The 13,906-nt window shown below is 38.8% G+C and carries 12 protein-coding genes; all 12 read left to right on the forward strand.

Translation table 11 applies throughout. From position 1 onward, the window contains the following. Positions 1-19: 19 nt before the first annotated feature. The 12 genes from ACIP9C_RS20225 (at position 20) to ACIP9C_RS20280 (ending at position 13,895) form a co-directional block, all read left to right on the forward strand. A complete protein-coding gene (locus ACIP9C_RS20225) occupies positions 20-1,765 on the forward strand; it encodes an ABC transporter ATP-binding protein (protein WP_401013732.1) in 1,746 nt (581 codons plus the stop codon). 444 nt (positions 1,766-2,209) lie between these two features. Next, a complete protein-coding gene (locus tag ACIP9C_RS20230) occupies positions 2,210-3,223 on the forward strand; it encodes an ABC transporter ATP-binding protein (protein WP_401013735.1) in 1,014 nt (337 codons plus the stop codon). Beyond that, positions 3,198-4,178: an ABC transporter ATP-binding protein gene (locus ACIP9C_RS20235; RefSeq protein WP_401013738.1), complete on the forward strand. Its 981-nt coding sequence runs from the start codon at positions 3,198-3,200 to the stop codon at positions 4,176-4,178. Before ACIP9C_RS20230 ends, ACIP9C_RS20235 begins: the two co-directional genes overlap by 26 nt. Positions 4,179-4,209: 31 nt before the next feature. Further along, the gene (locus ACIP9C_RS20240; protein ID WP_401013740.1) at positions 4,210-5,826 is read left to right on the forward strand and encodes an ABC transporter substrate-binding protein; all 1,617 of its coding nucleotides are present in this window, start codon (positions 4,210-4,212) and stop codon (positions 5,824-5,826) included. 248 nt (positions 5,827-6,074) lie between these two features. Then, a complete protein-coding gene (locus ACIP9C_RS20245) occupies positions 6,075-7,079 on the forward strand; it encodes an ABC transporter permease (RefSeq protein WP_401013743.1) in 1,005 nt (334 codons plus the stop codon). Positions 7,080-7,094: 15 nt separating this feature from the next. Continuing rightward, the gene (gene nikC, locus ACIP9C_RS20250) at positions 7,095-7,988 is read left to right on the forward strand and encodes a nickel transporter permease (RefSeq protein WP_401013746.1); all 894 of its coding nucleotides are present in this window, start codon (positions 7,095-7,097) and stop codon (positions 7,986-7,988) included. A 290-nt stretch (positions 7,989-8,278) separates the two neighbouring features. After that, positions 8,279-8,893: a TerD family protein gene (locus ACIP9C_RS20255; RefSeq protein ID WP_401013749.1), complete on the forward strand. Its 615-nt coding sequence runs from the start codon at positions 8,279-8,281 to the stop codon at positions 8,891-8,893. 24 nt (positions 8,894-8,917) lie between these two features. Then, positions 8,918-9,499, forward strand: a complete 582-nt coding sequence (locus ACIP9C_RS20260; protein WP_401013752.1) for a TerD family protein — start codon at positions 8,918-8,920, stop codon at positions 9,497-9,499. 37 nt (positions 9,500-9,536) lie between these two features. Then, positions 9,537-10,112: a TerD family protein gene (locus ACIP9C_RS20265; protein WP_340822364.1), complete on the forward strand. Its 576-nt coding sequence runs from the start codon at positions 9,537-9,539 to the stop codon at positions 10,110-10,112. Positions 10,113-10,262: 150 nt separating this feature from the next. After that, on the forward strand, positions 10,263-11,477 hold the full coding sequence (locus ACIP9C_RS20270) for an HpcH/HpaI aldolase/citrate lyase family protein (RefSeq protein ID WP_401013755.1): 1,215 nt from the start codon (positions 10,263-10,265) through the stop codon (positions 11,475-11,477). Continuing rightward, positions 11,434-12,795, forward strand: coding sequence for a phosphoribosyltransferase family protein (locus ACIP9C_RS20275; RefSeq protein WP_401013758.1), 1,362 nt, complete (start codon positions 11,434-11,436; stop codon positions 12,793-12,795). The genes ACIP9C_RS20270 and ACIP9C_RS20275 overlap by 44 nt, the downstream gene beginning before the upstream one ends. Next, positions 12,795-13,895, forward strand: a complete 1,101-nt coding sequence (locus ACIP9C_RS20280) for a cysteine protease StiP family protein (RefSeq protein WP_401013761.1) — start codon at positions 12,795-12,797, stop codon at positions 13,893-13,895. Before ACIP9C_RS20275 ends, ACIP9C_RS20280 begins: the two co-directional genes overlap by 1 nt. Positions 13,896-13,906: the final 11 nt, after the last annotated feature.

Genomic DNA, 13,906 nt, shown 5'->3' on the forward strand with positions numbered 1-13,906 from the left:
AATAAGGAAGTGATGAAAAATGAGTAGTATAAAGCGTTATATGCGTTTTGTAAAACCATACACATGGGAAATTATTTTAACGGTTTTAATCGGTATAGTGAAATTTGCAATCCCGTTATTCATTCCACTGCTCATAAAAATAGTACTTGATGATATTATTGGTGCGGAGGATTTGACGGATACAGAAAAAACAAAGGAATTGTTTTACTGGCTAGGCGGTACAATTATTGTGTTCTTTGTAATACGACCACCAATAGAATACTACCGTCAATATTTTGCACAGCATGTGAGTAACAAGGTCCTTTTTGATATCCGCAAAGAGATTTATGCGCATTTACAGCGCCTAAGCTTAAAGTATTATGCCAATACAAGAGCTGGTGAGGTAATTTCACGTGTAATTAATGATGTGGAGCAAACGAAGAACTTTGTTATGACAGGTTTGATGAATGTTTGGCTAGACTTAGCGACAATCGTTATTGCCGTCTTTATTATGTTAGCTATGGATGTCAAACTAACGCTTGTTGCACTAATTGCATTTCCGTTCTATGCAATTAGTGTAAAGTTCTTCTTCGGAAAACTGCGTGATTTAACTCGCAAACGTTCGCAGGCGCTAGCGGGTGTTCAAAGTTATCTTCATGAACGAGTAGCTGGCATGAGTATTATTAAAAGCTTTACGCTCGAAAAGCATGAGCAAAAATTATTCGACGAAGCAAATGGCGAGTTTTTGGAAAAAGCACTAGATCAAACAAGATGGAATGCTAAATCTTTTGCGGTCGTCAATACGATTACAGATGTAGCGCCACTACTTGTTATTGCTTATGCTGGCTATCAAGTAATAAATGGGCAGTTAACGCTCGGAACAATGGTTGCTTTTATCGCTTATATAGAACGCCTTTACGGACCACTTCGCCGATTAGTAAGTTCTTCTACAACGTTAACACAATCAATTGCCTCGATGGATCGTATGTTTGAACTAATAGACGAGCCCTATGAAGTGAAAAATAAAAAAAATGCACTACCATTATCGCCTGCAACAGGTGAGGTGCGATTTGAGAATGTCGCTTTTCAATATGAAGCGGATGGTTCGCAAATTTTAAAAGATATGAATTTCACCATAAAACCAGGGGAGACGGTCGCATTTGTAGGGATGAGCGGCGGTGGGAAATCTACCATAATCAGCTTAATCCCACGCTTTTATGATACGTCAGATGGAGCGGTATATGTAGATGGGCATGATGTGAAGGACGTCACAATCCATTCATTACGCTCTCAAATTGGAATCGTGCTACAGGATAATATTTTGTTCAGTGATTCAGTAAAAGAAAATATACTGATGGGCAAACCTGAAGCATCCGAAGAAGAAGTAATTGCTGCTGCAAAAGCGGCTAATGCGCATGACTTTATTATGGGCTTGCCAAATGGCTATAACACTAAGGTTGGCGAGCGAGGTGTAAAATTATCAGGTGGACAAAAGCAACGTGTTGCCATTGCACGCGTATTTTTAAAAAACCCACCGATTTTAATTTTAGATGAAGCAACATCAGCGCTAGATTTAGAAAGTGAAGCGCTCATTCAAGAATCGCTTGATGCCTTAGTGCATGACCGAACAACTATTATTATTGCGCACCGACTTTCTACTATTACACATGCCGATAATATTTTTGTTATTGATCATGGACAATTAATTGAAAAAGGGAATCATGAGCAACTAATGAAGGAGCAAGGCACATACTTTAATTTATTCCAAGTGCAACACTTAGATTGAGTATTGAAAGATCGTTAATTTTCGTTACGGGTTGCTCACTTTTTTACAGGGTCTTCAATCTCGCGCTTGTCCCCGCAGATGTCGAGCTAATTGTTTGAGTGCCTTGTTTGAGTGCCTGGCACTTGTATAATTTAAGCCTTTCATTCCTAGTTGAATGAAAGGCTTTTTTGTATGCAATTGCTTATTTCAGCTATCAATGGCTTCTTTTATTCTTCCAAGTTAAATGGAAGCTATTTTTGTAGAAAAATATCGTTAAATCACGAAATTTTTATATGTGAGGAGAAAAATGTAGAAAATATATGCTATTGGTAGAAAAATAATGATTGAAAGAGAGGGGAAATTTAGTTAGAATTATCTGAAAATAGAGAATTTATTGATAGTTAGTATATAATAAACTATAAATTTGCAATTTTAAAAAATATTGGTAGGATGGGGCGGTTGAACATGCGAAAAAAGCTGTTAGAGATTAAAGGTTTACAAACAACCTTTTTCACAGATGATGGACAGATTCCTGCCGTTGACGATATTGATTTTTCGGTCCATGAAGGGGAAATTTTGGGGATTGTTGGGGAATCGGGCAGTGGCAAAAGCGTAACATCTTTGTCCATTATGGGATTGATACCGTCGCCACCTGGAAAAATCACAGGCGGACAAGTACTGTTAGATGGCAAAAACTTAGCTAAATTAACTGATAAGCAAATGCAAAAAGTACGTGGGAAAGATGTGGCGATGATCTTTCAAGAGCCGATGACTTCCTTAAATCCTTTATTTACGATTGGGGATCAATTGAAAGAGGCTATTTTAATTCATAATCCTAAGTGGTCTAAAAAGAAGGCTTTTGCACGAGCAATAGAAATTATGAAACTAGTAGGTTTACCGCGTGCGGAGGAACTATTAAAGGATTATCCTCATCAATTATCAGGTGGGATGCGCCAACGTGTAATGATTGCGATGGCACTTGTTTGTGACCCGAAGGTACTGATTGCTGATGAGCCTACAACAGCGCTAGATGTGACGATTCAAGCTCAAATATTGCAACTAATGAAAGATTTGAACAAGCGGATGAATACCGCTGTTTTATTAATTACGCACGATTTAGGTGTTGTAGCAGAAACTTGTGAGCGCGTTATCGTTATGTACGCTGGACAAATTGTTGAAGAAGCATCTATACAGGAAATTTTTAAAACGCCAAAGCACCCTTACACACAAGGACTTATTAAATCGGTACCAGATATGCGTTATAAAAAAGACAGTCTTTATTCGATACCTGGTAGTGTACCAAAGCCGGGCACAATTAAAGACGGCTGTCGATTTGCAGCACGCTGTGAGTTTGCGATGGAGCGTTGCCTACAGGAAACACCACCTTTATATGAAGCGACAGCGCAACATAAAGCAAGGTGCTTTTTAATGGAAGAACAGGAGGTGGTTCATTATGTCGAAAGTGTTGTTGAAGGTTGATGGTTTAAAAAAGTATTTTCCTATTCGCAAAGGATTCCTTAATACGCAGGTTGGGGATGTGAAAGCTGTGGACGATGTTTCCTTTGAAGTATATGAAGGGGAAACATTAGGCATCGTTGGTGAATCGGGGTGTGGCAAGTCAACGACAGGTCGCCTATTAATGCGCTTACTTGAACCGACAGCAGGTAACATTGAATTTGGAGGCAAAATGATTTCCACACTATCAAACAATGAAATGCGGAAAGCGCGAAGGGATATTCAAATGATTTTCCAAGATCCCTATGCCTCGTTAAATCCACGCCATACGATTGGCAAGATTTTAGAGGAACCGCTCATTGTTCATGGTATGGGCAATGCAAAAGAGAGAAAAAAGAAAGTAATAGAGCTTCTTGAAATCGTTGGCTTAAATGAATATCACGTAAAACGTTATCCACATCAATTTAGTGGAGGACAAAGACAACGTATTGGAATTGCTCGTGCACTTATGACAAATCCTCGTCTAATTATTGCGGACGAGCCTGTTTCAGCGCTGGACGTATCGATTCAAGCTCAAGTTTTAAATCTAATGCAAACATTGCAAAGGGAATTAAAGCTTACTTATATATTTATTTCACATGACTTAGGGGTTGTGCGACACATTAGTAATCGTGTCGGGGTTATGTATTTAGGCAAGTTAGTAGAGCTGACAGATAGTGAGAATTTATATGCAGAGCCGCTCCACCCATATACGCAGGCATTATTATCTTCGGTTCCTGTGCCTGATCCAACTTTTGAACGTGAGCAGCTGATTATATCTGGTGATATTCCGAGTGCATCCAATCCGCCAAGCGGCTGTGCATTCCATACGAGATGTCCTTTTAAGAAAGAACAATGCTCAAGCGTGGTTCCGAAACTGCAAGAAGTGAAACAGGGTCATTATGTTGCTTGTCATCTTTATGATGCGCTTCAACATTAAATGATATAAAAAAGTTTTAGGGGGAAAATAAATGAAGAAAAAGAAGCTTTGGTCATTAGGCGTAATGCTAATCCTTGTTCTCTCGACAATCTTAGCTGCGTGTGGTGGTGGCTCTGATGGCAAGGATACAGGTTCAAAAGATACGTCTACTGGCGGCGATTCAGCTAACGGCAGTGAAAAAACATTAGTATATGGTCGAGGTGGGGATTCCACTGCACTTGACCCTGCAACAGTAACAGAAGGTGAATCTTTTAAAGTTACAGTGAATCTCTATGAAACACTTATTAACTTTGGAGATGAAGATGTTACATTGCATCCAGGTTTGGCAAAATCTTGGGAAGCTTCAGAAGATGGACTAACTTACACATTCCAACTTGAAGAAGGTGTAAAGTTCCACGATGGTTCTGATTTTAACGCAGAGGCAGTCGTGAAAAATTTCGAGCGCTGGAAAGCTGGCGCTGATAAGTTCCCGTACTTCATGTCCCAATTCACAATGGGCGGTGAGCAAGTAATTGAATCAATTACAGCAGAAGGCGATTCAACGGTTGTATTCAAACTGAAGCAGCCACAAGCACCATTCTTGAAAAACTTAGCAATGTCACCATTCGCTATTGCTTCTCCAACTGCATTTGAAGCGAATGACGATGCACTTATCGATAATCCAGTTGGAACAGGTCCATTCAAATTTGTAAGTTGGACACGTAATGATTCTATTACAATTGAGAAAAATCCTGACTATCGTATTGCAGGATTCCCGAAATTAGATAAAGTAATTTTCCGTTCGATTCCTGATAACTCTGCTCGCTTAAATGCACTAAATAACGGCGAGGTAGATGTTGTCGATGGATTAAGTCCATCGGATAAAGGGTCAATCGAATCAAATGGTGATTTACAATTAATCGAACGTCCTTCTATGAACGTTGGTTACCTTGGTTTAACCGTAACACGCCCACCATTTGATAATGTGAAAGTTCGTCAAGCAGTAAACTATGCAATTGATAAGCAAGCGTTAGTTGATGCTTTCTATGAAGGATTAGCTCAGCCTGCGAAAAACCCAATGCCACCAGTTATTGCTGGCTACAACGATGATATTACAGGGTACGCATATGATCCTGAAAAAGCAAAAGCATTACTAAAAGAAGCAGGCTATGACGGTAAAGAAATTGAATTATGGGCAATGCCAGTACCACGTCCATATATGCCAGATGGACAAAAAATTGCAGAAGCTATTCAAAAGAATTTAGCTGATGTAGGCATTCCATCTAAAATTGTTTCATTCGAATGGGCAACGTATTTAGAAAAAGCTCAAAATGGTGAAGCGGATGCGTTCTTACTTGGTTGGACAGGTGATAACGGCGATGCAGACAACTTCCTTTACACATTATTAGACGCTGATAATATCGGTTCAAATAACTACACGTTCTATGACAACCAAGAGTTACACAAATTATTTGTTGCTGCACAAACAGAAGTAAATGAAGACAAACGTATTGAACTTTACAAACAAGCGCAAGCAATCATTTCTGAGGATGCTCCATGGGTTCCACTTGCACACTCAATTCCTATTTTAGCTGCCAGTACAAAAGTTTCAAATTACCATGCACATCCAACTGGCTCTGACCGTTTAGAAGCAGTAGATATGAATTAGACAATAGAGAAATGAAAATTGTCGCTTACTCATAGTGACGTAACAAGATTTTTACAGCTTTGGACTTTGTCTAGCGTTGTAAAAACGGGTTGTGACTATGTTGGTCGCAACCCGTTTTTCTGTATGAAAGACAAACTATCTAAACGGCTATCGTTTGTTGAAGGCTGTCCCTTTCTACAGTATGTGTATAGACTTCAATGCTTTTCATAGCAAAAGTATAATTAGAAAATTACAGAGAGGTGAAAAAGATGCTTCACTATATGGGAAGGCGTTTATTTCAATTAATCCCAGTTTTGCTTGGAATGACTTTTATCGTCTTTATGTTAATTCGTTTAATTCCTGGTAACCCCGCGCAAGTGATTTTAGGTCAGCAGGCGACGAAAGAGGCGGTTGAGGCATTAAACGCAAGTTTAGGATTAGACAAGCCATGGTACACACAATATTTTGGCTATTTAGGTGGTATTTTTCAGGGCGATTTAGGTGTTTCATTGCGTACAAAGTTACCTGTGTCACAAGAGATATTTCCTTATTTAGCGGCAACAGCAGAATTAGCCATATTTGCAATGATTATTGCAATTGTTGTTGGAGTCAATGCAGGTATTATTTCAGCCTGGTTCCAAAATTCATGGTTTGATTATGTAGCGATGGTCATTGCTTTAATTGGGGTATCTGTGCCAGTCTTTTGGCTAGGTTTAATGGAACAATGGGCGTTTAGTATAAACCTTGGATGGTTCCCTACATCGGGACGTGATAATGTCCGTGACCCTATAACCGCCATTACGCATTTTTATTTGCTCGATACGCTTATTCAAGGGAGATTTGATCAGTTTACGGAAGTGTTTAAGCGATTAGTGTTACCAGGTGTGGCACTTGCGACGATACCGATGGCGATTATTGCAAGGATTACCCGCTCGTCTATGCTTGAGGTAATGCGCTCCGATTATGTTCGTACAGCTAGAGCAAAAGGACAAAAAATGTTTATCGTCGTTTATAAACACGCACTGAAAAACGCAGTTATTCCAGTGTTAACAGTAATCGGTTTGCAAACAGGGTTACTGCTTGGCGGTGCCATTTTAACAGAAACCATCTTCAGTTGGCCGGGTATTGGTCGTTATATTTACGATGCCATTGGCTTCCGTGATTATCCAGTTATCCAATCGGGTATTTTAATCGTTGCGTTTATTTTCATCATGATCAATTTAATTGTCGATCTACTTTATACAGTGATAGATCCACGCATTAAATACAAATAGGAGGGAGATGCGATAATGACTGGTGCGATAGATATAAAAAAAGAAGCAGTAGCAAGTCGAGAGCGTGCGGCAGGTCCTTGGAGAGAAGGCTGGCGTAGCTTTAAAAAAAGTAAAATCTCCCTAGTTGGTGCTGGGATTGTAGTATTTTTTATACTTCTTGCTGTATTTGGTCCGTACATTGCACCACAAGGAATTAATGAACAGGATTTATCAAAGCGCTTATTGGCACCTTCAAGTGCGCATTGGTTTGGAACAGATGACTTTGGGCGGGATATTTTTTCTCGGATTATTCATGGTGCACGTATATCGTTAAGGATCGGATTTTTTGCCGTTATTCTTTCGGTAATTGTCGGAAGTACACTTGGAATTCTTGCAGGTTATTATGGAAAATGGATTGATACAATTATTTCTCGAATCTTTGATATTATGTTGGCGTTTCCTAGTATTTTATTAGCAATCGCTGTAGTGGCTGTACTTGGGCCGTCATTACAAAATGCTTTAATTGCAATTGCTATTATTAACGTACCAAATTTTGGGAGACTAATTCGGTCAAAAGTGTTAAGTGTAAAAGAAGAGGAATATATCGTAGCAGCAAAAGCGATAGGAATGCGAGATTCGCGTATTTTATTTTCCCACATTTTACCCAACTCAATGACGCCAATTATTGTACAGGGAACATTAGCAATTGCGACAGCGATTATTGAAGCAGCTGCACTAGGCTTCCTAGGCTTAGGGGCTCAAGCACCAGCCCCTGAATGGGGTAAAATGCTAGCTGATGCGCGAATCTACTTATTAAAAGCGCCATGGACAATGATTTTCCCAGGCTTAGCGATTATGCTAACGGTACTAGGTTTTAATTTAATGGGTGATGGTTTGCGAGATGCGCTAGATCCGAAAATGAAAAGTTAATATGTAAAATAGCCTTCTACTGAAAAAGCTAGAAGGTTTTTTTACCTGTTAAGACGAATAAATGAGCTAACTATAAATTTACAATTTCATCCTGGAGCCATTATTTGAATTTTATGTAATATTATTTTAGACTTAATTTATGCTGACATACATACTTTATTGACGCAGCTACTGCTCAATGAAGGTTTTGAAGACGCGTACAAAACCTATTATTAAGAAGAAGTTTATCGATGCTTATACTGTTAGCAACTTTTTAGCAGAGGCGCATTCAAATAAGGAGGGCATTAAAAATGGGGATTAATTTACAAAAAGGACAGCGTGTAGATTTAACAAAAGGCAATGCTGGTTTAAATAAAATTAAAGTAGGCTTAGGGTGGGACCCTGTAAGTCAAACAAAAAGCGGTGGCTTTTTAGGAGGCTTATTTTCGAGTGGTAGAACAGCAGGCAGAGATGTTGACTGTGATTCCTCAGTTTTAATGTTACAGGATGATCGTATAGTTGCAGGAGATGACGTAGTTTACTTCGGAAAATTATCGAGTAAATGTGGATCTGTTATACATTCTGGTGATAATTTAACTGGTGCTGGTGATGGTGACGATGAAGTAATTACAGTTGAGCTAGGGGCAGTACCTGCTCAATACAATAAATTAGTATTCGTCGTTAACATTTATGATGCAGCTGGACGTAATCAACATTTCGGTATGATTCAAAATGCGTATATTCGCGTGTACGATGACAAGACAGGTAATGAACTAATTCGTTATAATTTAACTGATAATTATTCGAATTTAACGACGCTAGTGTGTGGTGAAATTTATCGTCACGGTAACGAATGGAAATTTGCTGCTGTTGGTAACGGTACAAATGATGTAAAACTTGGTGATGTAGTTCGAAGATATCAATAAATATAAATTTGAGGAGGAATAAAAATGGGTATTTCATTACAAAAAGGGCAAAAAGTAGATTTAACAAAAACAAACCCAGGCTTATCAAATGTGATTGTAGGTTTAGGATGGGACACAAATAAATACGATGGTGGACATGATTTTGATTTAGATTCGTCGATTTTTTTACTTGCTGATACAGGTAAAGTAGCAGATCAAAATGATTTCATCTTCTACAACAATACTATTGGTGGTAATGGTTCTGTTGAACACTCTGGCGATAACTTAACAGGAGTTGGCGAAGGGGATGACGAAATCGTTAAAGTTTCGTTAAAAGAAGTACCTGCACATGTGCAACGCTTAGCTTTCACTGTTACAATCCATGAGGCAGAAGCACGTAGCCAAAACTTTGGTATGGTGTCTAACGCATTTATCCGCATTGTAAATGCCGCTACGAATGAAGAAATCGTTCGCTATGACTTAGGTGAAGACTTTAGTATTGAAACAGCTGTTGTTGTAGGTGAATTATACCGTCACAATGGTGAATGGAAATTTAACGCGATTGGTGCTGGATACCAAGGCGGTTTAGCTGCACTTTGTAATGATTATGGCTTAAGCGTAAACTAACGGTTTAACTTTACACGAGAAAGGGAGTTTTTTTCTAATGGGTATTCAGTTAAGTAAAGGACAACGCATTGATTTAATGAAACAGGATCCAGGCTTAAATAATGTAGGGATTGGTTTAGGCTGGGATGTTAAACAATTCGATGGAGGAAGTGACTTTGACTTAGATGCATCAGTGTTTTTATTGGATGCATCGGGGAAATGCCGTAATGAACAAGACTTTATTTTCTATAATAATCTAACAAGTCCCGATAAATCGGTCCAGCATATGGGTGATAACCGTACTGGTTTAGGTGATGGAGACGATGAAAAAATTCTTGTGAACTTAAAGCAAGTATCCCCTCAAATTGAAAAGATTGTTGTAACAGTGACAATTTACGATGCTGAAGGTCGCCGTCAAAATTTCGGACAAGTACTAAATGCATATGTTCGTTTATCGAACGAAGAATCTGGTTCAGAAGTTCTTCGCTATGATTTAGCAGAAGATTTCAGTATTGAAACCGCGGTCGTATTTTGTGAGCTGTACCGTCATAATGGCGAATGGAAATTTGCCGCTGTTGGCTCTGGCTATCAAGGTGGGCTCGCTTCATTAATCAATGCCTATGGTCTAGAGTAATTAAAGTACGATGTATATCTGCAATGGCCACTAATAGGCATTAATTTAAATCATGATGAACTTAACGGAAGGCACTGTATTAGTCTGTATAAACAGGTTGATGCAGTGTCTTTTTTACAAAGATCATTCTTTGATGAGGGAGAGAATAGGATGCAATATTTTGCAACTGAAGCGGAGACGATTTTTTATCAACAACCACGCACATTTACTAAACTAGATTCACCAGATATTTTATCGTATGCATTAGGTGCTACGCTATATATGCCTGCATCTATGCCTAACATTATTGACATGGTACAAGCACAAAAATATCAAGATTTAAAGTCGTTTGTTATAGATTTAGAGGATGCAGTTGGAGATGCAGAGTTAACGAGCTGTGAAGAAAAAATAATAGAGGATATAAGTGCACTCTACACACTTTATGTCCATAACGAAATTTTGCTTGAAGATTTGCCACTTCTATTTATTCGTGTGCGGAGTGTTGAGCAATTTAGAGTTTTGACTTCTGTATTAGGAAAGCGACAGGAAGTGCTTACGGGCTATGTATTTCCTAAGTTCACAGTGATACAAGGAGCTACCTATTTTGAAATACTCGAGCAAACGATTGAACAGCATCAACTAACACTATATGGGATGCCTATTTTAGAAAGCCGAGACATTTTATATAAGGAGTCTCGAATGGAAGCTTTATTTGCGATACGTGACGTGCTGCGTCAATATAGAAAACGTGTACTTAACGTACGTATCGGTGCTACTGATTTTTGCGGAATTTATGGAATTCGTCGCCGAGTAGACTCAACAATTTATGATATTGCTGTTATTCGAGATTGTATTGCAGATATCGTCAATGTACTAGGTCGTGAAGAAGATGACTTTGTTATTTCGGGACCAGTATGGGAGTATTTCAGCAATGAACGGTTATTAAAACCAACGCTAAGAGCCACACCATTCAGTGAAAAGGGAGCTTTATATGCACGGAAGGCACTACTCGATGATTATTTGGATGGCTTGATGAAGGAAGTAATTTTAGACAGACAAAATGGCATTTTAGGTAAAACAATTATACATCCAAGTCATATTCGAATTGTACATGCACTTTATGTTGTTTCTTATGAGGAATATGTAGATGCCACTAGTATTATTGATAATGAAGGGCATAAGGGTGTTTTAAAAAGCCATTATGCCAATAAAATGAATGAAATGAAGCCACATATGAGATGGGCACAGAAAGTTTTACGCCAAGCACATATATATGGTGTATACAATGAATCTGCAGATTTTGCCTCTCTTTTATTGAATGCAAGTGTAGGAGGAAGTACGGATGACGAAGCTCAACAACAAGTTGAACATTATTCAAGATTATAAAATTGAGATTGAGCTTACCCAAAATCCTTATGATTTTGCGATGACGGATTTATTCAAAATGGCGACACGTATTAATAAAAAGAGACAATTTTTATTTGTGAGTACCGTCCTTGGTAAGCATTTAGCAGTTCGTCCACAGGTGCCGATTCTGACAGGCGCACTATTAGCAATGATGTATCATGAAAAACTGGTTGGTCATGAGTCTTTGTTATTACAGCCAGTTGTACAGGCGATAAAAAATCAGCAAAATATGCAAGGGATTTTACAGCAAGTAGAGGAGCAAAGACTGGAACTAGCGGAGGAAGTTTTATTTATCGGCTTTGCTGAAACAGCAACAGCTCTTGGTCATGCTGTTTTCAATGCTTTTAAGTCCAATGCAACGTATGTCCATACGACGCGAGAACTACTACCAGAGCTCGAACCGTTTGTCACTTTCGAAGAAGAACATTCGCACGCGACGAGTCATCGCGTGTACTGCGAGCAACCTGAAAAACTACTACAGGCAAAACAGATTGTGCTCATTGACGATGAAATTACAACAGGAAATACAGTGGTAAACATTATTGAAACACTGCGCCAAAAGTTCCCTACTGTTCAGCGTTATTCGGTTTTATCGATTTTAGATTGGCGTTCGCCCCAGCAACAAGCGATGTTTGCGGAGCTAGAAGCTAAGTGGGGAGTAACGATTGATTTTGTATCGATTATGAGTGGGCAATTTATTTGTGATGGCACACCACTTTTAACAAATCATCAGGTGCAAATAACATCGCAAGCAACAACAGACATGAAGTTGCTATCGGTGAACGAGGTAGTTGAACAGAAACATTACTATTCTATCGCTGAAAATGGTGTGAAAAATAGAGCACCTTATATGTTAGCGACAGGTCGATTAATGTTAACGACTGAGCAACATGCTGCACAAAAGAAGCTGTATCAAACTATCGCGGACCAGTTACGAGGGCTTCGTACAGACGGACCAGCACTTGTCATCGGTACAGGGGAGTTTATGTATGTGCCAATGCAAATAGCGACTTGTTTAGGAGAGGATGTTTATTTCCAATCAACGACACGTAGCCCAATTTATTGTGAAAATAATCCATCCTATACAATAACAGAAAAAATTGCTTTCGAAAGTCCAGAAAATAATGGTGTTGAAAATTACTTATACAACTTACATAGCCATTCATATTCGGAACTTTTTTTAGTCGTAGAACGTATAGCCAATGAAGAGGTAGTGGCAAGGGCAGTACATGCATTGAAATCTGTAAGTAACGCAAATATTTATGTGATTTGTATGCACGAATGGGGGACTGAATAATGCATGAAATGAAGCAACCAGATAAAATGGGAAGCTATTCACCTGAAGATGTTGTCTTTTTACTACGAGATATTAGTAACGTTAACTTAGAAATAGATAATGAACAGCGTGAACGACTTATTCAATCGGGTACCCACTATTCAGAAATGTTGCCAGTAGAGTATCTTCCTTCTGAAGCATATATGAACCTGTTTTATCGAACATTAGATGATTATGCTCAACGTATTGCGGTTGCTGTTGGATTGGTGGCTCAACAAATTGTAGAGCGCTGTAGTTTAGAACATTTAGTGCTTGTTAGTTTAGCGAGAGCCGGAACGCCTATTGGTATTTTAATTAAGCGTTATATAAAAATGCATTATAACGTGGACGTTCCTCACTATACTATTTCGATTCTCCGAGGTCGGGGTATTGATGACTACGCTATCAAATACATATTTACTCAGCACCCACTTGCACAAATTCAATTTATTGATGGTTGGACAGGGAAAGGCGCGATTACGAGAGAATTACAACAGGCGTGTGAAAGCTTTAATGAGCAAAACAATAAACAGTTGGATGCGACATTAGCAGTGCTTGCTGATCCGGGACATTGTGCAGCAATTTATGGTACACGTAATGATTTTTTAATACCATCCGCATGTTTAAATTCAACTGTTTCGGGCTTAGTTAGTCGAACAGTATGGAACGCACAGTTCATGGATGTAAATGATTTTCACGGGGCAAAATTTTATAAAGAACTACAAGTGGCTGATGTATCCAATGTATATATTGACCGTATTAGCGCGTATTTTTTACAAGTAGAGAACGATGTGGAGCAACAGCTTCGTGAACGAATACCATCTACAATTACGTGGCAAGGGTTGGAAACCGTTGTTGCTATTCAACAACATTATGGCATAACAAATAGTAACTTTGTGAAGCCAGGAGTTGGGGAAACAACACGGGTATTACTTCGCAGAGTCCCTTGGAAAATTTTAATTAACCCTAAATATGTGCATGAATTAGCGCACATTTTACTATTAGCTAAGGAAAAAAATGTGGAAATTGAAGAATATCCACAAATGTCCTATGCATGCTGTGGCTTAATAAAAGAAGTGTAGAGGAGAGAAGA

Source organism: Lysinibacillus sp. NPDC093210, from assembly GCF_044753985.1.
In the GTDB taxonomy this organism is placed as follows: domain Bacteria; phylum Bacillota; class Bacilli; order Bacillales_A; family Planococcaceae; genus Lysinibacillus.

Bases quoted from the DNA above. Each gene is read 5' to 3' on its own strand.
- ACIP9C_RS20225 (WP_401013732.1), top strand. From the start codon at position 20: ATGAGTAGTATAAAGCGTTATATGCGTTTTGTAAAACCATACACATGG.
- ACIP9C_RS20255 (WP_401013749.1), top strand. From the start codon at position 8,279: ATGGGGATTAATTTACAAAAAGGACAGCGTGTAGATTTAACAAAAGGC.
- ACIP9C_RS20280 (WP_401013761.1), top strand. From the start codon at position 12,795: ATGCATGAAATGAAGCAACCAGATAAAATGGGAAGCTATTCACCTGAA.
- ACIP9C_RS20260 (WP_401013752.1), top strand. From the start codon at position 8,918: ATGGGTATTTCATTACAAAAAGGGCAAAAAGTAGATTTAACAAAAACA.
- ACIP9C_RS20235 (WP_401013738.1), top strand. From the start codon at position 3,198: ATGTCGAAAGTGTTGTTGAAGGTTGATGGTTTAAAAAAGTATTTTCCT.
- ACIP9C_RS20230 (WP_401013735.1), top strand. From the start codon at position 2,210: ATGCGAAAAAAGCTGTTAGAGATTAAAGGTTTACAAACAACCTTTTTC.
- ACIP9C_RS20270 (WP_401013755.1), top strand. From the start codon at position 10,263: ATGCAATATTTTGCAACTGAAGCGGAGACGATTTTTTATCAACAACCA.
- ACIP9C_RS20240 (WP_401013740.1), top strand. From the start codon at position 4,210: ATGAAGAAAAAGAAGCTTTGGTCATTAGGCGTAATGCTAATCCTTGTT.
- ACIP9C_RS20275 (WP_401013758.1), top strand. From the start codon at position 11,434: ATGACGAAGCTCAACAACAAGTTGAACATTATTCAAGATTATAAAATT.
- ACIP9C_RS20245 (WP_401013743.1), top strand. From the start codon at position 6,075: ATGCTTCACTATATGGGAAGGCGTTTATTTCAATTAATCCCAGTTTTG.
- nikC (WP_401013746.1), top strand. From the start codon at position 7,095: ATGACTGGTGCGATAGATATAAAAAAAGAAGCAGTAGCAAGTCGAGAG.
- ACIP9C_RS20265 (WP_340822364.1), top strand. From the start codon at position 9,537: ATGGGTATTCAGTTAAGTAAAGGACAACGCATTGATTTAATGAAACAG.